This is a genomic window from Nocardia sp. NPDC003183 (genome assembly GCF_053590715.1).
Window position 1 is genome coordinate 119,104 of sequence record NZ_JBSFTG010000008.1, and the last position, 19,975, is coordinate 139,078.

23 protein-coding genes are annotated in these 19,975 nt (G+C 67.3%); 11 read left to right on the forward strand and 12 right to left on the reverse strand.

The features are described from left to right. Positions 1-35 precede the first annotated feature (35 nt). The 3 genes from ACWDXS_RS23025 to ACWDXS_RS23035 all read right to left on the reverse strand — a co-directional run bounded on the left by ACWDXS_RS23025 (position 36) and on the right by ACWDXS_RS23035 (position 1,363). The gene (locus ACWDXS_RS23025) at positions 36-443 is read right to left on the reverse strand and encodes a hypothetical protein (protein ID WP_449968529.1); all 408 of its coding nucleotides are present in this window, start codon (positions 441-443) and stop codon (positions 36-38) included. A gap of 257 nt (positions 444-700) precedes the next feature. Continuing rightward, complete coding sequence (locus ACWDXS_RS23030; RefSeq protein ID WP_449968532.1) at positions 701-883, reverse strand: hypothetical protein; 183 nt, start codon at positions 881-883, stop codon at positions 701-703. 150 nt (positions 884-1,033) lie between these two features. Beyond that, complete coding sequence (locus ACWDXS_RS23035) at positions 1,034-1,363, reverse strand: hypothetical protein (RefSeq protein ID WP_449968535.1); 330 nt, start codon at positions 1,361-1,363, stop codon at positions 1,034-1,036. A 146-nt stretch (positions 1,364-1,509) separates the two neighbouring features. On the opposite strand from ACWDXS_RS23035, the gene ACWDXS_RS23040 reads away from it, so the two are divergent. Beyond that, positions 1,510-2,064, forward strand: a complete 555-nt coding sequence (locus ACWDXS_RS23040) for a hypothetical protein (RefSeq protein ID WP_449968538.1) — start codon at positions 1,510-1,512, stop codon at positions 2,062-2,064. Positions 2,065-2,260: 196 nt separating this feature from the next. Here ACWDXS_RS23040 and ACWDXS_RS23045 read toward each other — a convergent pair whose 3' ends face one another. The 3 genes from ACWDXS_RS23045 to ACWDXS_RS23055 form a co-directional block, all read right to left on the reverse strand. Next, entirely contained in the window at positions 2,261-2,578 is a 318-nt protein-coding gene (locus tag ACWDXS_RS23045) for a hypothetical protein (RefSeq protein ID WP_378992253.1), read from the reverse strand. Between the two features lie 136 nt (positions 2,579-2,714). Beyond that, a complete protein-coding gene (locus ACWDXS_RS23050) occupies positions 2,715-3,113 on the reverse strand; it encodes a PPOX class F420-dependent oxidoreductase (RefSeq protein WP_378992255.1) in 399 nt (132 codons plus the stop codon). Positions 3,114-3,140: 27 nt separating this feature from the next. Beyond that, on the reverse strand, positions 3,141-3,617 hold the full coding sequence (locus ACWDXS_RS23055; protein WP_378626429.1) for a DUF1772 domain-containing protein: 477 nt from the start codon (positions 3,615-3,617) through the stop codon (positions 3,141-3,143). Between the two features lie 143 nt (positions 3,618-3,760). Here ACWDXS_RS23055 and ACWDXS_RS23060 point away from each other — a divergent pair, with 143 nt between their 5' ends. Then, positions 3,761-4,369, forward strand: a complete 609-nt coding sequence (locus ACWDXS_RS23060; RefSeq protein ID WP_449968543.1) for a DUF4126 domain-containing protein — start codon at positions 3,761-3,763, stop codon at positions 4,367-4,369. Positions 4,370-4,376: 7 nt separating this feature from the next. Here ACWDXS_RS23060 and ACWDXS_RS23065 read toward each other — a convergent pair whose 3' ends face one another. Continuing rightward, positions 4,377-5,387, reverse strand: a complete 1,011-nt coding sequence (locus tag ACWDXS_RS23065; RefSeq protein WP_378992258.1) for an LLM class flavin-dependent oxidoreductase — start codon at positions 5,385-5,387, stop codon at positions 4,377-4,379. A 110-nt stretch (positions 5,388-5,497) separates the two neighbouring features. Between ACWDXS_RS23065 and ACWDXS_RS23070 the strand changes: the two genes are divergently transcribed. The 4 genes from ACWDXS_RS23070 (at position 5,498) to ACWDXS_RS23085 (ending at position 9,524) form a co-directional block, all read left to right on the forward strand. Further along, a complete protein-coding gene (locus ACWDXS_RS23070; protein WP_449968547.1) occupies positions 5,498-5,974 on the forward strand; it encodes a MarR family winged helix-turn-helix transcriptional regulator in 477 nt (158 codons plus the stop codon). A gap of 73 nt (positions 5,975-6,047) precedes the next feature. Further along, positions 6,048-7,478, forward strand: a complete 1,431-nt coding sequence (locus ACWDXS_RS23075; protein WP_449968550.1) for a DHA2 family efflux MFS transporter permease subunit — start codon at positions 6,048-6,050, stop codon at positions 7,476-7,478. A gap of 82 nt (positions 7,479-7,560) precedes the next feature. After that, entirely contained in the window at positions 7,561-8,637 is a 1,077-nt protein-coding gene (locus ACWDXS_RS23080) for a class 1 fructose-bisphosphatase (RefSeq protein WP_449968553.1), read from the forward strand. An 11-nt stretch (positions 8,638-8,648) separates the two neighbouring features. Next, positions 8,649-9,524, forward strand: a complete 876-nt coding sequence (locus ACWDXS_RS23085; RefSeq protein WP_378992266.1) for a phosphoribulokinase — start codon at positions 8,649-8,651, stop codon at positions 9,522-9,524. A 19-nt stretch (positions 9,525-9,543) separates the two neighbouring features. Here ACWDXS_RS23085 and ACWDXS_RS23090 read toward each other — a convergent pair whose 3' ends face one another. The 3 genes from ACWDXS_RS23090 to rpe are packed head-to-tail and all read right to left on the reverse strand — an operon-like array spanning position 9,544 to position 12,961. After that, positions 9,544-10,233, reverse strand: a complete 690-nt coding sequence (locus ACWDXS_RS23090; RefSeq protein ID WP_387442237.1) for an HAD family hydrolase — start codon at positions 10,231-10,233, stop codon at positions 9,544-9,546. Beyond that, positions 10,230-12,236, reverse strand: coding sequence for a transketolase (gene tkt / locus ACWDXS_RS23095; RefSeq protein ID WP_449968557.1), 2,007 nt, complete (start codon positions 12,234-12,236; stop codon positions 10,230-10,232). Before tkt ends, ACWDXS_RS23090 begins: the two co-directional genes overlap by 4 nt. Further along, the gene (rpe, locus tag ACWDXS_RS23100; RefSeq protein ID WP_387442241.1) at positions 12,236-12,961 is read right to left on the reverse strand and encodes a ribulose-phosphate 3-epimerase; all 726 of its coding nucleotides are present in this window, start codon (positions 12,959-12,961) and stop codon (positions 12,236-12,238) included. Before rpe ends, tkt begins: the two co-directional genes overlap by 1 nt. 105 nt (positions 12,962-13,066) lie before the next feature. Between rpe and ACWDXS_RS23105 the strand changes: the two genes are divergently transcribed. Next, a complete protein-coding gene (locus ACWDXS_RS23105) occupies positions 13,067-13,735 on the forward strand; it encodes a response regulator (RefSeq protein ID WP_378992271.1) in 669 nt (222 codons plus the stop codon). Next, positions 13,732-14,904, forward strand: a complete 1,173-nt coding sequence (locus ACWDXS_RS23110; RefSeq protein ID WP_449968561.1) for a GAF domain-containing sensor histidine kinase — start codon at positions 13,732-13,734, stop codon at positions 14,902-14,904. Before ACWDXS_RS23105 ends, ACWDXS_RS23110 begins: the two co-directional genes overlap by 4 nt. A gap of 100 nt (positions 14,905-15,004) precedes the next feature. Here the strand turns inward: ACWDXS_RS23110 and ACWDXS_RS23115 are convergent, their stop codons facing one another. Both ACWDXS_RS23115 and ACWDXS_RS23120 read right to left on the reverse strand, forming a co-directional pair. Continuing rightward, positions 15,005-16,000, reverse strand: a complete 996-nt coding sequence (locus ACWDXS_RS23115; RefSeq protein ID WP_449968564.1) for a class I fructose-bisphosphate aldolase — start codon at positions 15,998-16,000, stop codon at positions 15,005-15,007. 36 nt (positions 16,001-16,036) lie between these two features. Next, the gene (locus ACWDXS_RS23120; RefSeq protein ID WP_378992277.1) at positions 16,037-16,948 is read right to left on the reverse strand and encodes a LysR family transcriptional regulator; all 912 of its coding nucleotides are present in this window, start codon (positions 16,946-16,948) and stop codon (positions 16,037-16,039) included. A 105-nt stretch (positions 16,949-17,053) separates the two neighbouring features. Here ACWDXS_RS23120 and ACWDXS_RS23125 point away from each other — a divergent pair, with 105 nt between their 5' ends. Genes ACWDXS_RS23125 through ACWDXS_RS23135 form a run of 3 tightly spaced genes read left to right on the forward strand, consistent with a single transcriptional unit; the run spans position 17,054 to position 19,938 of the window. Beyond that, on the forward strand, positions 17,054-18,517 hold the full coding sequence (locus tag ACWDXS_RS23125; RefSeq protein WP_378992279.1) for a form I ribulose bisphosphate carboxylase large subunit: 1,464 nt from the start codon (positions 17,054-17,056) through the stop codon (positions 18,515-18,517). A 13-nt stretch (positions 18,518-18,530) separates the two neighbouring features. Continuing rightward, a complete protein-coding gene (locus ACWDXS_RS23130; RefSeq protein ID WP_378992280.1) occupies positions 18,531-18,956 on the forward strand; it encodes a ribulose bisphosphate carboxylase small subunit in 426 nt (141 codons plus the stop codon). Between the two features lie 4 nt (positions 18,957-18,960). Next, complete coding sequence (locus tag ACWDXS_RS23135) at positions 18,961-19,938, forward strand: AAA family ATPase (protein ID WP_378992281.1); 978 nt, start codon at positions 18,961-18,963, stop codon at positions 19,936-19,938. Positions 19,939-19,975: the final 37 nt, after the last annotated feature.

A 19,975-nucleotide genomic window follows, 5' to 3' on the forward strand; every position in this document is an offset into this window, starting at 1 on the left:
CCCTGCTAGATGATCGTAGTTGCGTCTGGTGGGGATCAATTGAAAGTGTTGTGTTGGGTGTTGCGATCCCCTACCTGCACACCCTTGGCGTCACGGGCATCGATGTAGCATCGAGCGATTTTGAGATGTGCGGCAGGAAGAGCATCGAGGAGCCGTTCCGCCGATTCCAGGAGGACATCGTCGTCGGTCGCCCGCGCATCTCGCAGCGCCTCTTCCAGCGCCGGGATGTTACGTCCAGGCGTCACTTCATTCGCCTGGATTGTCGCCCGGACTCGGGCGTTGCCGCCAAGCCGGCTACGCAGCGCGCTGTAGCTGTCTCGTACAGCGGCTGATACCGCGTCCTGCCCGCCAGCGGCTGCGCCAGCGATCAAAGCCGTGACAATGATTGTCATAGGATCCATGCGCATCTCCTGAAAGCTCTTGTGCGGCAATGCTAGCAACATGACTCATCCACAGGAGATCCACTGCGGTGGTCATGACGGAAGCGTCGGGCCGCGTTCCGAGGTTCAGACCCAAGCCGATTGCGATTGCGAGAGCGATCTCAGTAAGGCTGTCAGCCGCTCGGGCTACAGGACGTGCTGCAACTCTGCTCTCAGAGGTACAGCCAGGGAGTACGGCAGGAGACCGCTGAGCAGGTCGGACATCTGTGAGAGTTCTGGCGCGGCAGAATGCGTCGCAGCGATGAACCAGGAGTGTGTAGTCAACATCTCACCCCCGACAGCTGCGCCACCTCTTCGCGGCGCAGACCGGGCGTGCGCCGACGCGATCCCGGCAGTAGGCCCACATCACCCGGGGTGATCTTGGCGCGACGCGATGTCAGGAACGCACTGAGTTGGGCTCGGCGCTGGGTGCGCACCGAGCGCGTGTCGACCACTTCGCTCATCCCCCCATCGTCGTCGATAGCGATCCCGGTATCCAGGTGGTACCGGTACCCGGATTCGTGCGAAGTCTACGTTTGCCGCCGATGATCCAGCGGTTCCACGAGCAGTCCGGGTGACGCGCTGACGCAACAGGCAGGTGCAATGTGGTCGTGTCATTCGTGGGCGACTATTGCGGCGTCGAGCCACTGGACAGCTCTGTCGTAGTGATCGCGGTCGAACAGAATGGGGCAACTGCAGGCAAGTACGGGAGTCTTCTGTCTCTTGCGGGAAGTGGACCCGTAGAAATGGTCCATCGCCGACTCGAACCGGAAGAACTGTGGAACGAGACCACCGTACGCGTCACCCGCAGGCTCCATGCCGGCGCAGATTTCGACGGTGTCGATGAGATCGATCAGAGGGATGGTATCGATGCGGGCATGATCCGGCGGACGTCGGGGCTCTGCGCCTGTCGCACTGGAATTGGTCTCCTCGTTCCGCTGCAACGACCTATCCGTGCTGCCACGTATGTGTTTCCGTGCCTACCCGGACGAGAAAACTGCTGGTCAGCATTATTTTTTGAAGGGTGTTGCCGACCGGCAGCGCATCGATACAGCCACCATTGCGCGGCACTCTCAAAGGAGAAATAGTCATGGCAAATGTGATCGTCGACGAAATGCGATGCCTGGCCGAAACCAACGAAGCCGGCTCGGATGACATCTACGTGATGACGTTCCGCGGCCGAATTCCGTCAAACGGCAGCGTAGCCACAGACACCGAGTTCACCGTCCACGGCGGGATCGACTACTGGGTCAACTTCAATAGCGGTGAGAAAGGTCGCCGCGGCGTTGTGCTCGCAGCATACGATCCAAGGTCCCTCTATGTTGTGCAGATGATCGAGAAGGACAATGGCCGCGATGTCTCCGGCAATGTGCGTGAGCTGTATAAATCCGGCCTCGATTTGGCGTGGACCGCCGCGTTGGCCCGCACGATCGGGCATTCGGCCAGTGACCGGGTCGCCGTGCTTGTCAGCTCGATCACCAGCGCTATTCGAGGGCTCAACAGCCTGCATATGGAGTTTCCGAAGGGTAATGACGACGAGATCGGAGCGCCACGGCGCCTGATCCTGCCGGCGGGCAACCCCTCGGCAGTCCTGCACTTCGTTGGAGATGGCGGTCATTACCGGACCGCCGTCAGGGTGGCCTGATCAGGCTGCGGTATCGGACAAAGCGTCCCGGACCCCGGTGAGGCCAGGTTTGCCTCTCCGGGGTTTCCGCGATGACCCGAGGGAATTGGGTGAAGGCCTGCCCATGCTGTTCGTGTCGCCGGGTGGATGCCGCACTGACCATGAATCCACGGTAACAACGGGGCGAGTGGGGTGCTGCTCGATCGCGGTGCGTGGTTTACGCCTGAATGACCTCGATGCCCACCAGGGCGTTGAGCGAGTCGCAGCTGGCCCACGACTGGTTCTGTCCGTATTGCGCGGGGCCGTACTTCCAGTAGACGAACGGGACCGGCCACGCGACGCAGGTGAGTTTCACCTGGTGCCAGGTCGGCAGTTCGCAATTGGCCATTCCGCCGGTGTTGAAGATGTTGTAAACGTGACAGTTGGCCTGCCACACCGGAACGTCGGCCTGGGCCACACCGCCACCGACGATGACGGCGGAAGCGGTGGCGGTGGCAACGATGGCACCGGCGGCGAGTCTCTTCACAGAAAGCATGTCGAACCTCCTGAATTGATGTTGTCTGAGAAATCGCCGGGTGATCGAAAACGTTACTCGGATGACTGCCGTGGGGGCTGATATTCCTGTGTTTCGACTTGTCGAGACAAGTTGCTGATGATGAGCCGAGCTTCCTCTATTCGGCGGCGCGACTGGTGAAGTCGAAGGATCCGCCGTCGATGCCCCAGGAGATGATCCGCTCGGGGTGAATTCGGATGATCGCGCGTTCCTGGTGTTCGAACGGTGGCTGCTCGTCGTCGAGCGCTTCGGCGGTGCCGCGTACCTCGATGCCGCGAATCACGTACGGCTCCCAGGAAACCTGTTGGTCGATGACGAACGAGACCCGGCTGCCCGCTTCGACATTGCGGTATTTCCGGCTGCCGCGCATCCGCATACCCCCGATATCGATCGTGCCGTCGGCGTTCACCCGATAGCCGGTCGGGTTGTTCTGCACAATGCCGTCGGGCGACACCGTGGCCAGCCGGCCGATCCCGGCCTCCGCGAGGAACTGCTGTTCATTGCTGGTGAAACTCATGACGGATTCTCCTCGGTGAATTCGATATCAGAACAGGATCAGCGCGGCGCACAGTCCGGCGATGGCGACGAACTGGAGGGTGACGCGGTACTTCAGGATGCTGTCCCACTTGTCCTGCAGCGCACGGGCATCGGCCGGAATGACGCCGCTCTGGGCGGCGGCGGTCTGCCTGGCATTGATCGGCTTGGCGATGCGGACGTAGAGGGCGAGCCAGGTGAGCAGTGCCGCCACCGCGATTCCCGCCGCGACCGCGGCGCCGATCTGTCCGGCCAGCAGTGCGATGAGCAGGGTGAGCACCGCGGTGATCACACCGCCCGCACCGACCACCGGCATGCGCCGGTCGCCGTAGTAGTGGCCCCACCCCGCACTGATGGTGACGGTCGCGTCATCGAGTTTGCGGTACACCGACCGCATGATCACGGCCGCGCAGACATCGGTGCCGTAGACGACGGCATTGGCGAGCACGGCGGCGGTGGCGATGATCTGGCCGGTGACGATGAGCATTTCGGCTTTCCTTCCTCGATATCTAGCAGCGCTAGATGATGGAGCAAAGGTAACAGTTGCTCGCTAGCTTGTCTAGCGATGCTAGATATCGCCGCTGCACGTCCTTGCCGCGCGGTGTCGGCAGGCGGGCTTAGTCTGAGCGGGTGTCGGTGCTCCCTCTGATCTTCACCGCGGGCTGGGCCAGCGGTATCAACGCGTACGCGGTGGTGTTTCTGCTGGGGTTGTTCGGTCGGATCGGGTGGGCCGGCGATGTGCCGCCGGGGCTGCTGCGCACCGATGTGCTCGTCGCCGCCGGGGTGCTGTTCCTGATCGAGGCGGTGGCGGACAAGATCCCGTACCTCGACTCGTTCTGGGACGCGGTGCACACGGTGGTGCGGCCCGCGTCGGGCGCGGTCGTGTCGGCACTGATCGCGGGGCAGGACGATTCACTGCCCACGATGTTCGCCGCGGCGGTGGGTGGGACGACCGCCCTGCTCAGCCACATCGTCAAAGCGGGCACCCGGATGGCGATCAACACCTCGCCGGAACCGGTCACCAATATCGCGGTGAGCACCGCCGAGGATCTCACGGTCGGCGGCGTCCTCACCCTCGCGGTGTTCTTCCCGGTGCTGGCCGCGGTGATCGCCGCGGCCCTGTTGGCCATCGGTTTGTGGGTGGTCTATCTGTGCGCCAGCCGAATCAGCCGTTACCGCCGACGAAGGCGAGAACGCCGGGCCGCCCGGACCACCGGCGTCGGCCCGGCGCTCGAATAGACCCTGCTCACCGCACCTGCGGGGCCACCTTCGTGCCCAGCAGTTCGATGCTGTGCAGCACCTGCTCGGGCGGCAGCGTCCCGACGCTGGTGTGCAGCATGAAGCGGTCGAGGCCGAGAGTGTCGCGGACCTCGGCGATCTTGCCTGCCACGTAGTCGGGGGTGCCGACGAACAGGGAACCGCTCTGCGAACGCAGCGCGTCGAACTGTTCGCGCGTCATCGGTCCCCAGCCGCGCTCCCGGCCGATAACCGACATCGCCCCGGCGTAGGGCTGGTAGAACTCGGCGACTGCCTGGGCGTCGGTGTCGGCGACATACCCGTGCGCGTGCACCGCGACGGGCTGCTTCTCGTGGCCGCCTTCGGTCAGCGCCCGGTGATACAGCTCGACCAGCGGCTTGAACCGTGCCGGCTGACCGCCGATGATCGCGAGGGCGAGCGGTAGACCCAGCAGCCCGGCGCGGATCACCGATTCGGGACTGCCGCCGACCGCGATCCACACCGGCAGCGGTCGATCATCGGTGCGCGGATACACCGTGGCGTCGTGCAGCGGTGCCCGGAATCGCCCGGTCCACGTGACCGGGCCTTCCTCGCGCACCCGCAGCAGCAGCGCCAGCTTCTCTTCGAAGAGCGCGTCGTAATCGGACAGGTCGTAGCCGAACAGTGGGAACGACTCCGTGAACGACCCGCGCCCCGCCATCAACTCCGCGCGCCCGTTCGACAGCCCGTCGAGCGTGGCGAAGTCCTGGTATACGCGCACCGGGTCGTCGGAGCTGAGCACGGTCACCGCGCTGGTCAACTGGATGCGCTCGGTCCTGGCGGCCGCGGCGGCCAGGACGACAGCGGGGGAGGACGCGGCGAAATCCCGGCGATGATGTTCACCCACGCCGTACACATCGAGCCCGGCGGCCTCGGTCGCGACGGCCTCGTCGACCACCTGGCGCAGCCGCTCGGCGGCGGTCGGCGCGGGCCGGTCGCCGGTCGGGTACAGCTCGGCGAAGGTGGTGAGCCCCAGTTCCATGTGAACCTCTCTTCGGGATGTGGTCCCCATCTAAACGGACCGCAGTCCGATAACATTCCCCGGCTTATGGATGTATGCGGATTATCTATGACAAAACTATAATGAGCGGTATGACCGCTCTGGCGACCGCGCGCGCCGAACCCGACCTGTCCTTCCTGCTGGACCGGACCAGCCACGTCCTGCGTACGCAGATGGCGGCGGCGCTGGCCGAGATCGGGCTCACGGCCCGCATGCACTGCGTGCTGGTCCACGCGCTGGAGGCCGAGCGCACCCAGGCTCAGCTCGCCGAACTCGGCGATATGGACAAGACGACCATGGTCGTCACCGTCGACGCGCTGGAGAAGGCGGGTCTGGCCGAACGGAAGCCGTCGAGCGCCGACCGTCGCGCGCGCATCATCTCGGTGACTCCGGCCGGTGCCCAACTTGCCACGCGCAGTACCGAGATCGTCGACGGCGTCCATCGGGGAGCGCTCGGCTCGCTGCCGAAGGCGGAGCGTGAATCCCTGTTGCGTGCACTGAATCACCTGGTGGAAGGGCATCTGTCGACTGTGGTCGACGCTGCGCCCGCGCGTCGTGCGAGGCAATAGTCCGTTATAGATTGTCTGCTACGGAACTATCTAGTACGGTCTCTCTTGTTCGCTTCGAGCAGGAGATGACCCCATGACCAAGTCCCAGCGCACCGCTCTCGCGGTGCTGTCGGCCGCGATGCTGATGACCATCCTCGACGGCAGCATCGTGACCGTCGCCATGCCGGCGATCCAGGAGGACCTCGGCTTCTCGCCGGCCGGCCTGAGCTGGACCGTGAACGCCTACCTGATCGCTTTCGGCGGTCTGCTCCTGCTGGCGGGACGCCTCGGCGACCTGATCGGCCGCAAGACGATGTTCATCACCGGCACCGTCGTCTTCACCGCGGCCTCGGTGCTGGCAGGCGTCGCGACCACCCCCACCGTGCTGGTCGGGGCCCGATTCCTGCAGGGCGTCGGCAGCGCGATCGCCGCCTCGGTGGTCCTCGGCATCCTGGTGACGATCTTCACCGAACCCCGCCAACGGGCAACGGCCATCGGTGTTTTCAGCTTCACGGGCGCCGCGGGCGCCTCGATCGGACAGGTGCTCGGCGGCGTGCTCACCGACGCGCTGAACTGGCACTGGATCTTCCTGATCAACGTGCCGATCGGCGTGCTGACCGTGCTGGTGGCGGTGCGAGCGCTGCCCGCCGACCGCGGCCTCGGCTGGTCCGCCGGCGCCGATGTGCTGGGTGCGGCCCTGGTTACCGTCGGACTGATGCTCGGCATCTACACCGTCGTCGAAGTCGAACGGTACGGCTGGGTCTCGGCGCACACTCTCGGCCTCGGTGCACTCGCCGCCGCACTGCTCGCGGCCTTCGTCCTCCGTCAGGCCACCGCGACCAACCCGCTGCTGCCGTTGCGAATCTTTCGCTCCCGCACGGTCTCCGGCGCCAATGTGGTCCAGATGCTCACTCTCGCGGCCATGTTCGCCTTCCAGATCATCGTCGCGCTCTACCTGCAGAAGGTGCTGGGCTACAACGCCGTGCAGACCGGCCTGGCCATGCTGCCCGCCGCCGTCGCCATCGGCGGGGTGTCGCTGTTCGCCTCTGCCCGCCTGATCACCCGCTTCGGTGAGCGGGCCGTGCTCATCGCGGGTCTGTCCCTGTTGCTGGCCGGGATGTCGTGGCTGACGCGGCTTCCGGTCGACGCCGGCTACCTCACCGACGTGCTGCCGGTGATGGTGGCCGTCTCCGGTGGCGGGCTGGTGCTGCCCGCACTCACCGCGCTGGGCATGTCGGGCGCCGACGCCGACGACGCCGGCCTGGCCTCGGGGCTGTTCAACACCACCCAGCAGGTCGGCATGGCGATCGGCGTCGCGGTGTTGTCCACCCTCGCCGCCGCACGGACCGGCACCGAACTGGTGGCCGGAGCGTCCGACGCTGCCGCTCTGACCAGCGGATACCGGCTGGCGTTCACCGTCGCGGCCGGACTGCTCGCCGCGGCCCTGGTCGTCGGCGTCACCGTGCTGCGCAAGCGGCACACGTCCGAGGAGGTAACGGCCGCGCAAGCGGTCCCGGCCTTCTGAGGCGACGAATCGCGGTAACCACCCCCGCGATTCACCCCCCGGGTGGATGTCCGCCCGGGGGGTGCGGTGGTGTCCTCGAAAGATGCTGACCGATCGCACGACGTTGACCCAATTCCTCATCGAAGAGCGCAGGCGCCATCCCGGTTCCAGCGGTGAGCTCAATTCCCTGATCCTCGACGTCGCGCTGGCCTGCAAGGCGATCTCCAAGCGCATCGCCTCCGGTGCGCTCACCGGCGTCCTCGGCGGCGCCGGTGTGGTGAATGTGCAGGGTGAGCAGCAGCAGAAGCTCGACCTGGTCGCCAACGAGCTGTTCCTGCGCGCCAACGAATGGGGCGGCCAGCTGGCGGGAATGGTGTCGGAGGAGCTCGACGACCCGTATGCGATCCCGCCCGACTATCCGCGCGGCAAATACCTGCTGGCGTTCGACCCGCTCGACGGTTCGTCCAATATCGACGTGAATGTCGCTGTGGGCAGCATCTTTTCGATTCTGCGCGCCCCGAACCCCGGCATCGACGCGACGACGGTGGACTTCCTGCAGCCCGGCACCGAGCAGGTCGCCGCAGGCTACGCGATCTACGGCCCCGCGACGCAACTCGTGCTCACCGTCGGCACCGGCGTGCACGCCTTCACTCTCGATCCCGAACTGGGCGAGTTCTTCCTGACCGGGCAGAACCTGCGGCTGTCGGAGTCCACCTCGGAGTACGCGGTCAACAGTTCCAACCGTCGATTCTGGGAACCGGCCGTGCGCCGCTACATCGACGAATGCCTGGCGGGCGCGACGGGTCCGCGCGAGAAGGACTTCAACATGCGCTGGGTGGCGTCGCTGGTGGTCGAAACCCACCGCATCCTGACCCGGGGCGGGGTGTTCCTGTACCCGCGCGACTCGAAGGACCCGGCCAAGGCGGGCAGACTGCGGCTGCTCTACGAGGCCAACCCCATCGCCTTTCTGATCGAGCAGGCCGGCGGCCTGGCCTCGACCGGTCGCGAGCGCATCCTCGACGTCGTCCCCACCGAACTGCACCAGCGGATCGCGTTCATTTTCGGTTCCCGCGACGAGGTAGCGCGCATCGTGAGATATCACGCCGACGCGGCCGAGGAGCCCGACGGTCAGTGGAGTCCGCTGTTCGGTCTCCGCGGTCTCTACCGTTCCACCACCTGAGGAGGAGATTCATGTCCGCCAAGCACCCTGTCGTCGCCATCACCGGGTCATCCGGTGCCGGAACAACGTCGGTGATGCGCACGTTCGATTCGATCTTCCGCAGGGAAGGCATCGACGCCGCGTACGTCGAGGGCGACAGCTTCCACAGGTTCGACCGGGCCGGGATGAAGGAGGAGCTGGCGCGAGCGCTGTCGGACGGTGACCACACCTTCAGCCATTTCGGCGCGGAGGCCAACCTGTTCGAAGACCTCGAGAAGCTGTTCCGCGGCTACGGCGAGACCGGTACGGGCCGGGTGCGAAAGTACCTGCACGACAAGGAGGAAGCGGCGCCCTACGACCAGGAACCCGGCACCTTCACACCGTGGGAGGACCTGCGCCCCGGCACCGACCTGCTGTTCTACGAGGGCCTACACGGGGCGGTCGCCAACGAACAGGTCGACGTGGCACAGTACGCGGACCTGCTCATCGGGGTGGTGCCGGTGATCAACCTCGAGTGGACCCAGAAGCTGCACCGCGACAAGGACAAGCGCGGCTACTCCACCGAGGCGGTGACCGAGACGATCCTGCGCCGCATGCACGACTACGTGAATTTCATGTGCCCGCAGTTCTCCCGCACCCATGTGAACTTCCAGCGGGTTCCCGTGGTCGACACATCGAATCCCTTTGTGGCCCGGACTATTCCGACGCCAGATGAGTCGATGCTGGTGATCCGGTTCGCCGACCCGCACGGCATCGACTTCCCGTATCTGCTGTCGATGCTGCACGACTCGTTCATGTCGCGCCCGAACACGATCGTGTGTCCCGGCGGGAAGATGGACCTGGCGATGCAGCTGATCTTCACGCCGATGCTGTTGCGGCTCATGGAACGTCGCGGCCGCACGCGCTGAGCCCGATTCGACAGCCACCTCAGGCGAGGTGGCCGTCGAACCATGTCACCAGCTCCGGGTCGTCGAGCCCGTCGGCGACCAGCACTGCCGCCGAGAGGTCGTCGGTGCGCGTGTAGGCGTTCTGGGCGGCCACGCACCGCAGTCCCGCGGCCACCGCCGACCGCACGCCGTTGGACGAGTCCTCCACGGCCACTGCTTGATCGGGGGACAGTCCGGTCTGGATCAGGACATCCAGATACACCGCGGGGCTCGGCTTCAGGACGGGCACTTCGGTGCCGGTGGTCACGGTGTCGAACGGCTCACCGAAAGCGTGCTTCAGCAAGGGTTCGACCCACGCGCGGGTGCCGGTGGTCGCCACGTGCAACCGGACACCGTGCGACCGGAGCCGTTCGATCAGTTCCCGCGCGCCCGGACGGGCACGGATGTGCCCGTCCGCTGCCATCTGCCGCATGATGCGGGTCTTGGTGCGGTGCACCTGATGCGCGAGCGCCCGCGCTTGCTCGACGGGCCTGCCCTGCTGTTCGAACCAGAACGCCAGCCGTTGCGCGCCCCCGGCCACCTTCAGCAGCTTCCCGTACTCCTCGACCGCCCAGTGATCCGGAAGACCCGCCTCGGCGAAGGCCGCGTTGAAAGCCACCCGATGGCCGTCGCGCTCGCTGTCGACCAGGGTGCCGTCGACGTCGAAGATCACCGCCCGCAGGCGAGTCACGGCGCACCGTCGAGGTATTCGCGAATCCGGTCGAGTACGGCGCGCACGGTGAATCCGTGACAGGCCATGACCTCGTCGCCGGGGCCGCTGTGCCCGAAGTCGTCGATCCCGATCGCCAGGTCGACCAGCCCGGTCCAGCCTGCCGTACTTCCCGCCTCGATGCTGATGGTGTGCGACGCGGCGTCGCGGGTGAAGCGCGTCCGATCCATCACCGACACCACCCGCACGGCGAACCCTTCCGCCCGTAGCTGCTCGGCGGCGGCGACCGCCAGTGCGACTTCCGAACCGGTAGCGACGATGTGGATGCTGGGAAGCGCTGCTGTGGATGGTCTGCCTGCCGCCGTGCCGACCGCGTCGGCTGTCGAGGGCGCACTATCGGCGCCCGGAATGCGTGGCCAGGTAGCACTCTCCGCGAGTTCCAGCTGGGGCAGTGACTGGCGGGACAGGATCAGCGCGGTCGGTCCGTCGACCCGGCTCAGCGCGAGTTCCCAAGCGAGAGCGGTCTGCGCATCGTCGGCCGGTCGCAACACCTGCAGCCCCGGAATCACCCGGAGCGACTCGATCTGCTCGACGGGTTGATGTGTCGGCCCGTCCTCGCCGACCGCGACGGAATCGTGGGTGAGCACATAGATCACCGGCTGCCCCATCAGTGCCGACAGCCGCAGGGCGGGACGCAGATAGTCGGCGAACACCAGGAACGTACTGCCGAAGACCCGGAACCCGCCGTGCAGGCTCATCCCGTTCAGAATCGCCGCCATCCCGAACTCGCGAATACCGAAAGCGACAGCGCTGGAACTGAAGTCGTCGCGATGCACCACCTCGCCGCACACGGTGCCGGTCGACCCGGCCAGGTCGGCCGACCCGCCCACCAATTCCGGCATCACCGACAGCGCCGCGTGCAAACACGCCTGTGAGGACTGCCGGGTGGCGCGCGGTGCCCGCGCGGCGACGGCTTCCAGCGCGTCCGGCAAACCCGCAGGCAGCAGTCGCGCACGGGCGCGCCGGAACTCGGCGGCGCGCACCGGCGCGACGGCGTCGAACGCCGCGAACTCCTCGAGCCAGGTCGCATGCTCCGCACCACCGAGCGCGGCCAGCACCGCGCACGTCGCCTCGACCTGCTCGGGCACGGTGAACGGCGGAAGAGTCCATCCCGCCAGCTCTTTGGCCTGTGCGAGTCGTTGGGCGCCCAGCGGCGAGCCGTGCGCCTTCGGCGTTCCGGCGACGCCGGGCGCACCGTGACCGATCACCGTGCGCACCGCGAGAAAGCTCGGCCGGGGATCACCCTTCGCCCGGGTCAGCGCGGCGTCGATCGCCTCGATATCGGTCCCGTCCGGCACCACTTCGGTATGCCACCCATAGGCCGCGAACCGCGCCACCTGATCGTCACCGCACGAGCGCCCGACCGCGCCGTCGATGGTGATCTCGTTGTCGTCCCACAGCACGGTCAGCCCGCCGAGCCCCAAATGCCCTGCGAACGAGGCGACTTCGTGACTGACACCTTCCATCAGGCAGCCGTCGCCGACGATCGCGTAGGTGCGATGACCGGTGATCTCCGGATACCGGGCGGCGGTCATCCGCTCGGCGAGGGCCATGCCCACCGCCATCGCCAGCCCCTGACCCAACGGGCCGGTGGTGCACTCCACGCCGGGCGTCTGCCCGAACTCGGGATGACCCGGCGTCCGCGACCCCAGTTGCCGGAAGCGCCGCAGTTCCTCGACGGGCAGGTCGTAGCCGAACAGGTGCAACAGTCCGTACAGCAGCGCCGACCCGTGTCCGGCCGAGAGCACGAACCGGTCCCGATCGGCCCACTCGGGATCGGCCGGGTCATGGCGCAGGTGCCGGCTCCACAGCGTCCACGCCATCGGCGCCGCCCCCATCGGCATGCCGGGGTGACCCGACTGCGCGGCCTCCACCATGTCGGCCGCGAGGAAGCGCAGGGTGTCGACGGCGAGCTGGTCGGTCTCCACCGACGGCGTGAAAGTCGCTGGCGCGATATCGGTCATCAGGCTGCCGCTCCCGCGACGGTGGCGGCATCGCGAAGCCGCTTGACCGCGGCCGCCTTGCCTTCGGGGCAGCCGTACATCCACGATCCCGAGATGAACACGTCGGCGCCGGCCGCGGCCGCGCCGCCGATCGTGTCACCGGTGATCCCGCCGTCCACTTCGAGCTCGATGGAGTACCCGGACTCGTCGATCATCCGGCGCAACCGCGCGATCTTCGATTCCACGGCCGGAATGTAGGCCTGCCCACCGAAACCCGGATTCACGGTCATGGCCAGGATCAGGTCGGTCTCGGCCAGCACATGCGCGACGACCTCGACGGGAGTGTGCGGATTCACCGCGACACCGCTGCGCGCGCCCAGTTCGCGGATCCTGGCGAGCGTGCGATGCAGATGCGTACAGGCTTCGGCGTGCACGATGATCAGCTCGCAACCCGCGTCGACGTACGTGCTGAGCAGCCCATCGGGATTCACCACCATGAGGTGCGCCTCGAACCCCACGGTGCTGTGCGAACGCGCCGACGCGATGACATCGGGACCGAAGGTGAGGTTGGGGACGAACACGCCGTCCATCACGTCCCATTGGATCCGGTCGACGCCCGCCGCGCACAGATCGCGCACTTCTTCACCGAGGCAGGCGAAATCGGCGGGCAAGACCGACGGCACTATGAGCGGCCGACGAACTGAGGACTCCGGCATGGCGCGGCCTTTCTGATCGGGTCCGTTCATCGGACCGCACCGGCGTACCCGCCGCACTCCCCCTCGGGGGTGGCGGCCCGGGTGAGATCTCGTCAATGCCCGTAGCCGCGCTGCCGCTCGCCGTAGGGTGGAGTGATGCCGGAGTTACCTCCGACCCCGTTGAAGCTTGTGCTCGTCGACGATCACGAAATGGTGCTGCACGGGCTCGACGCCATGCTCGGACACTTTCCCGACGACGTGATGATCGTCGGCCAGTCCACCACCGACACCGCCGCGCTGCGGATGGTCGCCGAACATCGGCCCGATATCGTCCTGTGCGATGTTCGCATCGGCAAGGCCAGTGGCTTGGATCTGTGCCGTCAGATCACCCTGCAATATCCCGAGACCAAGGTCGTGTTGCTGACCGTCTACGACGACGAGCACTACCTGTACCAGGCGCTGCGCGTCGGGGCGTCGGGCTACATTCTCAAGCGGGTCGACGGGCGCGAACTGGTCGCCCAGTTGTGCCGCGTCCGCGAAGGCGAGACGGTGGTCGACGCCGCACTGGCCGGTCGGGTGGCGCTGGCCGCGGCCCGGCTCAGCGCGGGCCAGTTCTGGTCCGGCGCGCACCTCGGACTGACCCAGCGTGAGTCGGAAGTGCTGGGGCTGTTGGTCTCCGGCCACTCCAATCGCGCGGTCGCGAGCAAGCTGGTGGTCAGCGAGGACACCGTGAAAACCCATATTCGCGGGCTGTATCGCAAGCTGGGGGTGTCCGATCGCAGCGGGGCGATCGCGGTCGCGTTGCGGGAGGGGCTGTTCCGGTGAGCTTCGCGAGCGGCGCGGTGCCCACGGCGGCGGAGCTGGCGCCACTGCTCGGCGCCGAAGGCGTGCTGCTCTACGCCGTCGACGGCCAGGATCTGAGCATCGTCGATCTGTGGCCTTCGCATCCCTCGGCGGGTTCGTTGCGGTTGCAGGTCGGATTCGGGGTGACCGGGTTGGTGGCCCGCACTCGTACGCCGGTGCTGCTCGACAACGACTCGCCACGTAATGCTCTGCACCGCAGACTTCTACGTCTGGATCCGCAGCAGACGGTCGCGCGGATGTGTCTGCCGCTGCCGGGGCTGGAAGGCGATGTGGTCGGCGTGCTCGCCGTGCACCGCCGTCCCCGTGACCCGTTCGGGCAGCACGACCTCGACGTCGCGCAGCAGTACGCGGGCGTGCTCGGCCTGTGGTTGCACGCGCAGCGGCTGTTCCGCACCGTCAACCGGCAGCGCACCGAGCGCGACCGCCTGGTCGAGCAGGCGATCACCGCTCAGGAGGCCGAACGCAGACGCATCGCCTTCGATCTGCACGACGGCGTCACCACCGCCCTGGCCTCGATGTCGTTCCACCTGTCCGCCGCCGATCTCACCGTCTCCGAACTCGCCGCCCACGTCGACGTCACCGACGGAGCCAGCCTGCGCGATCTCGCCAGGGCCCGCGCCGAACTCGTCAGCGCGCGCGAGCTGGCCGATTTCGCCTACAACGCGACCAGGGCGGCGATCTCGGGCCTGCACAGTCTCGTCCTCGACGACCTCGGCCTGGTCGCCGCGATCGAATCGCTGGTGCGCACGGTGAGTGGCGAAGGCCCGCCGACGATCGAATTCCTCGTCGATCACGCCGCCGCCATCGACGACATCCCCGACCACGCCGCCGCCACCCTGTACCGGATCGCCCAGGAAGCGCTCGCGAACGCGGTGAAACACGCTGATGCGCAACGGATCGTGCTCTCCCTGCGCCGGGTCGGCGACTCGGTGATCTTCGGATGTTCCGACGACGGTGCGGGTTTCGACCCGGCAGCGCAGCGTGCCCATCGCGCCGCCGACGCCGACGGCGAACAACATTTCGGCCTGAGCTCGATCGCGGAACGCTGTGCCCTGATCGAAGCCTCGCTGCGCGTGGAATCGATGCGGGGACGCGGAACCACGGTGCTGGTGGAACTACCGCTGAAGTAGCGGCGGGGCACCGGCCAACGAACGCAGCAGCGGTGCCCGAGGGGTAGCGCCGCTGCTGCGCGTTGCCACCGCGCTCAGGACGGCTGCCGAGCGGACCCGCTTACGCGGTGTGCTCGGCGGCAGCAGAGGCGTTGCGGCAGTTCTGGAGCAGAACACGGTGTGCTGCGGGAACTTCGGAGTTCGTTCCACCCCAAGTGTGCAGGGCCGCGCTCACGAGCGCGCGCCCGAAGGAGAATGTCACAGGCCACGGCCGCTCGTCGACGGCGGCGAGCTCGCTCAGAAAAGCACACACCCGCGAGGTGGGATGCCCACCGGACAGGAACGCGATGCCCGCCACCTCGGCGGGCACCAGCTCACGCAGCACGGCGAAGGTCGCGGCCGCGACGTCGGCGGGCGGGGCAGCCGCGGCGTCCAGACCGGGGGTGACGAAGTTGGGCTTGAGCACGATGCCGGTGAGATCCACCGCGGCGTCGACGAGTTCGGTGAACACCGCGCGCAGGGCCAGGCGTGTCGCCTTCGCCGAGGCCGCGAGGTCGTGGTCGCCGGTGCACAGCACCTCGGGCTCGACGATGGGGACGATGCCGTGCTGCTGACACAGCGCGGCATAGCGGGCCAGCGCGTGCCCGTTGGCGGCGGCGGAGTAGGGGGTGATGGTGTGCACGTCGAACACCGCCCGCCACTTGGCGAACGCGGCCCCTCGGTCGGCATAGGAGGCCAGCCGTGCGCCGAGCCCGTCGAGCCCCTCGGTGATCAGCGCACCGCCCTGGCCGGGGAGCGCGGTGGTGCCGGTGTCGACCTTGATGCCGGGCAGGACGCCGAGTTCGCGCGCCGCGATCGGGAACGGGCGCCCATCGGCGAGATCCTGGCCGAAGGTCTCGTCGCACAGGATGATTCCGCTGATCCATTCCGGCAGACCGTCGGCGGTGAGCAGCAGTTCGCGGTAGTCGCGCCGGGCGGTCGCGCTCGCGGGAACCCCTTCCTGTTCCAGGCGCGACGACATGGTCTTGATCGACTCGTCGGCGGCGAGAATGCCGCGGCCGCCGCTGGTCAGCTGCTGGGCGACGTCGGCGAGGGCGGTGGCGGGGAGTGTCGTCATGACGACCAGCATGCGAGCATCCGGTCGCCGTCGTCCTCACCCCTTCGGGCGAGGACGGGTGTGAAATGCGGCCGCGCCCACCTGCTCCGGATCGCACAGGTGCGCCACGAACAGTCGGGTCGCCGCGGTCGGTTCCTGGGTTGTGCAGACGTGCCACGGCCGGTCGAGAGGGGTGCCCGGCACGCTGTAGGAGACCAGTTCTCCCGAGGCGAGTTGCTCGCGCGCGGCCTCCTCGTGCACGAGCGTGACGCCGAGCCCCTCGCGTGCCGCGGCCACGGCGGCGCCCGAGGTACCGAGGGTGAGCAGCGGTGGCGCGGCCTGTAATCGGCTCAGCAACGACAGCGTGGTGTCGCGGGTGCCGGAGCCGATCCCGGTGAGCAGCCAGGGCGTGGTGAGCGGATCGTCGACCAGCCCGGGCCGCCCGACCAGCACCAGCCGGTTGGCCCGCTGGGCGGCGGTGACCAGCCCGGAGCCCCGCGGCGGTCGACCGGCCAGGGCGATATCGAAGACGTGGTCGGCGGCGCGGGCGAACAGCTCGCCGCGCGTCAGCACCGACAGCGACAGTTCCACGTGCGGATGGGCTTGGGCGAAGGTGGCCATCAGTGCAGGCAGCACGTACTCACTGGCCGTCGCGACCGCGCCGATGCGCACCCGTCCGCGATCGGCGTCGTGCACCGCCCCGGCCGCCTCCGCGAGCAGCCCGAGCAGCTTGCGCACGTAAACGGCGAAGATCTCACCCGAATCCGTGGCCACGATGCCCCGGCCCGACTTACCGAAAAGCGTTGTGCCCAGCGCGTCTTCGAGTGCGGCGAGCGCGGCCGACACCGCCGGCGGCGTCACATGCAACGTCTGCGCGGCGGCACGCACACTCCCGGTGTCGTACACGGCGAGGAAGGTGCGCAGCCGACCCCAGGTAGCGGCCGCGGGCAGGTCGGGGCTGGCGAACATCATTCAATTATGTCTTAACAGTGCACAGGAAACATTCCATTGTCGCTGAACAGTCGCGCCCACACACTGAAAGTGCTTCATAGGCGTGACCCGAAAGGAACGGCGATGACGACGATCGACAACGACGGCGCGGCGACCAAAGAGCGTTGGGATCCAGGTGTACAGAGTTATGCCGGAATGGGTTACTGGAACCCCGATTACATCCCCAAGGACACCGACGTGCTCGCCGTGTTCCGGGTCACCCCCCAGGACGGCGTCGACCCGATCGAGGCCGCGGCCGCCGTCGCGGGCGAATCGTCCACCGCCACCTGGACTGTCGTGTGGACCGACCGGCTCACCGCCAACAGCCACTACCAGGCCAAGGCGTACCAGGTCGACGAGGTTCCGGGCAGGCCAGGTGAGTACTTCGCCTACATCGCCTACGACATCGACCTCTTCGAGGAAGGCTCCATCGCGAACCTGACCTCCTCGATCATCGGCAACGTCTTCGGTTTCAAGCCGCTCAAGGCGCTGCGCCTGGAGGACATGCGCATCCCCGTCGCCTACACCAAGACCTTCCAGGGCCCCGCCCACGGCATCGTCATGGAACGGGAGATGCTCAACAAGTACGGCCGCCCGCTGCTCGGCGCCACCATCAAGCCCAAGCTGGGCCTGTCGGCCCGCAACTACGGGCGCGTGGTCTACGAGGCCTGTCGCGGCGGCCTCGACTTCACCAAGGACGACGAGAACATCAACTCCCAGCCCTTCATGCGCTGGCGTGACCGCTTCCTCTACGCGATGGAGGGGGTGAACCGGGCGATGGCCGAAACCGGCGAGATCAAGGGCCATTACCTCAATGTCACCGCGGGCACGATGGAGGAGATGTACCGGCGGGCGAACCTCGCCAAGGAACTCGGCAGCGTGGTGGTGATGATCGACCTCACCATCGGCTACACCGCCATCCAGTCGATGGCGCACTGGGCCCGCGAGAACGGCCTGCTGCTGCATCTGCACCGGGCCGGGCACTCCACCTACACGCGGCAGAAGACGCACGGCGTGAGCTTCCGGGTGATCGGGAAGTGGTCGCGGCTCATGGGTGTCGACCACGTGCACGCGGGCACCGTCGTCGGCAAGCTCGAGGGCGACCCGGCCACCACCCGTGGCTTCTACGACACGTTGCGCGACAACAATGTTCCCCGCAATCTCGGCAACGGCATCTTCTTCGATCAGGACTGGATCTCGATGCCCGGCGTGATGCCGGTGGCCTCCGGCGGCATCCACGCGGGCCAGATGCACCAGCTCCTCGACCTTTTCGGCGACGACGTGATCCTGCAGTTCGGCGGCGGCACCATCGGGCACCCGTACGGCATCGCCGCGGGCGCCGAGGCCAACCGGGTGGCGCTCGAGGCAATGGTCAAGGCGCGCAACGAAGGTCGCGATCTGCTGATCGAAGGACCCGACGTGCTGCGCAGGGCCGCCAAGCACTGCACCCCGCTGCAGGCCGCCCTGGACACCTGGGGCGACATCACCTTCGACTACACCAGCACCGACGCCCCCGATGTGGTGGCGACTCCGGTGCCCTCGATCTGACCAGGAGCACCCGATGAAACTGCGCTACGGAACCTTCTCCTACCTGCCCGACCTCACCGACGACGAGATCGCGGCCCAGGTGAAGTTCGCCCTCGATCACGGCTGGCCGGTCTCGCTGGAGTACACCGACGACCCGCACCCACGCAACGTCTACTGGGAGATGTGGGGGCTGCCGATGTTCGACCTGGCCGAACCCGACGGTGTGCTCGCCCAGCTCGCCGATTGCCGGGCCACCTTCCCGCAGCACTACATCCGGCTGCTGGCCTACGACGCGTCCCTGGGCAGGCAGTCCACCGCGATGTCGTTCCTCGTCCAGCGACCGGCACACGAGCCCGGCTTCCTGCTCGAACGCGTCGAGGGTCCCGACCGCACCCAGCGGTACTCGGTGAAGTCCTACGCCACCGCCCGTCCGACCGGCGATCGGTACGCGGGCGAGTGAACTGATGGACACACCAAAGGGATTCGGGTTCCACCGACCGTCGGCAGGCGGCGCGGCGCAGACCACGGCAGTCGAGGAGCAGACGCCCGAGCCCGCGATTCTGGGCGACGACGAGGTGCTCGATCTCTCGGCCGACGAGGCCGCGGCCAGGGTGAGCGACACCCTGGCCGCGCTCGACGCCGAGCTGGTCGGCTTGGCCTCGGTCAAGCGCCGGGTCCGCGAGATCGCCTCGCTGCTCCAGGTCGACCGGGCGCGGCGCCGGTTCGGGCTCACCACCACGCGGCCCACGTTGCACATGAGCTTCACCGGCGGTCCCGGCACCGGCAAGACCACGGTCGCGCTGCGGATGGCGGCCATCCTGCACGCGCTCGACTACATCAGGGCCCCGCGCGTGCACACCGTCACCCGCGACGACCTGGTCGGCCAGTTCATCGGCCACACCGCGCCCAAGACCAAGGAGGCGATCGCCCGCGCGGCCGGGGGAGTGCTGTTCATCGACGAGGCCTACTACCTGTTCCGGCCGGAGAACGAGCGGGACTACGGGCAGGAGGTGATCGAGATCCTGCTCACCGAGATGGAGAACGAGCGCGGTGATCTGGTGGTGATCTTCGCCGGCTACCCCGACCGGATGGCGACCTTCTTCGCCGCCAATCCGGGCCTGAGTTCCCGGGTGCCGCACCATCTCACGTTCGCCGACTACGACCATGCGGAACTGACCCAGATCGCCGGACTGATGGTGGAGTCGGAAGGATTCGCCTTCGACGACGACGCGCACAAGGCGTTCGCCGAGTACCTCACGCTGCGCATGGAGCAGCCCAGGTTCTCCAACGCGCGCAGCGTGCGTAACGCGATCGAACGCTGCAGGCTGCGGCAGGCCCGCAGGCTGGTCGCGCTCGACCGGCCACTGGGCAAGTCCGACCTCATCACGCTCACCGCCGAGGACGTCTACGGCAGCAGCGTCTTCGAGCCGGCCCAGGACTGAGTCACGCGCGCGGCGGAAAGCCCGATAACCGGCATCT

Bases quoted from the DNA above. Each gene is read 5' to 3' on its own strand.
- ACWDXS_RS23025 (WP_449968529.1), bottom strand. From the start codon at position 443: ATGTTGCTAGCATTGCCGCACAAGAGCTTTCAGGAGATGCGCATGGAT.
- ACWDXS_RS23030 (WP_449968532.1), bottom strand. From the start codon at position 883: ATGAGCGAAGTGGTCGACACGCGCTCGGTGCGCACCCAGCGCCGAGCC.
- ACWDXS_RS23040 (WP_449968538.1), top strand. From the start codon at position 1,510: ATGGCAAATGTGATCGTCGACGAAATGCGATGCCTGGCCGAAACCAAC.
- ACWDXS_RS23045 (WP_378992253.1), bottom strand. From the start codon at position 2,578: ATGCTTTCTGTGAAGAGACTCGCCGCCGGTGCCATCGTTGCCACCGCC.
- ACWDXS_RS23050 (WP_378992255.1), bottom strand. From the start codon at position 3,113: ATGAGTTTCACCAGCAATGAACAGCAGTTCCTCGCGGAGGCCGGGATC.
- ACWDXS_RS23055 (WP_378626429.1), bottom strand. From the start codon at position 3,617: ATGCTCATCGTCACCGGCCAGATCATCGCCACCGCCGCCGTGCTCGCC.
- ACWDXS_RS23065 (WP_378992258.1), bottom strand. From the start codon at position 5,387: ATGGAACTGGGGCTCACCACCTTCGCCGAGCTGTACCCGACCGGCGAC.
- ACWDXS_RS23070 (WP_449968547.1), top strand. From the start codon at position 5,498: ATGACCGCTCTGGCGACCGCGCGCGCCGAACCCGACCTGTCCTTCCTG.
- ACWDXS_RS23075 (WP_449968550.1), top strand. From the start codon at position 6,048: ATGACCAAGTCCCAGCGCACCGCTCTCGCGGTGCTGTCGGCCGCGATG.
- ACWDXS_RS23080 (WP_449968553.1), top strand. From the start codon at position 7,561: ATGCTGACCGATCGCACGACGTTGACCCAATTCCTCATCGAAGAGCGC.
- ACWDXS_RS23085 (WP_378992266.1), top strand. From the start codon at position 8,649: ATGTCCGCCAAGCACCCTGTCGTCGCCATCACCGGGTCATCCGGTGCC.
- tkt (WP_449968557.1), bottom strand. From the start codon at position 12,236: ATGACCGATATCGCGCCAGCGACTTTCACGCCGTCGGTGGAGACCGAC.
- rpe (WP_387442241.1), bottom strand. From the start codon at position 12,961: ATGAACGGACCCGATCAGAAAGGCCGCGCCATGCCGGAGTCCTCAGTT.
- ACWDXS_RS23105 (WP_378992271.1), top strand. From the start codon at position 13,067: ATGCCGGAGTTACCTCCGACCCCGTTGAAGCTTGTGCTCGTCGACGAT.
- ACWDXS_RS23115 (WP_449968564.1), bottom strand. From the start codon at position 16,000: ATGACGACACTCCCCGCCACCGCCCTCGCCGACGTCGCCCAGCAGCTG.
- ACWDXS_RS23120 (WP_378992277.1), bottom strand. From the start codon at position 16,948: ATGTTCGCCAGCCCCGACCTGCCCGCGGCCGCTACCTGGGGTCGGCTG.
- ACWDXS_RS23125 (WP_378992279.1), top strand. From the start codon at position 17,054: ATGACGACGATCGACAACGACGGCGCGGCGACCAAAGAGCGTTGGGAT.
- ACWDXS_RS23130 (WP_378992280.1), top strand. From the start codon at position 18,531: ATGAAACTGCGCTACGGAACCTTCTCCTACCTGCCCGACCTCACCGAC.
- ACWDXS_RS23135 (WP_378992281.1), top strand. From the start codon at position 18,961: ATGGACACACCAAAGGGATTCGGGTTCCACCGACCGTCGGCAGGCGGC.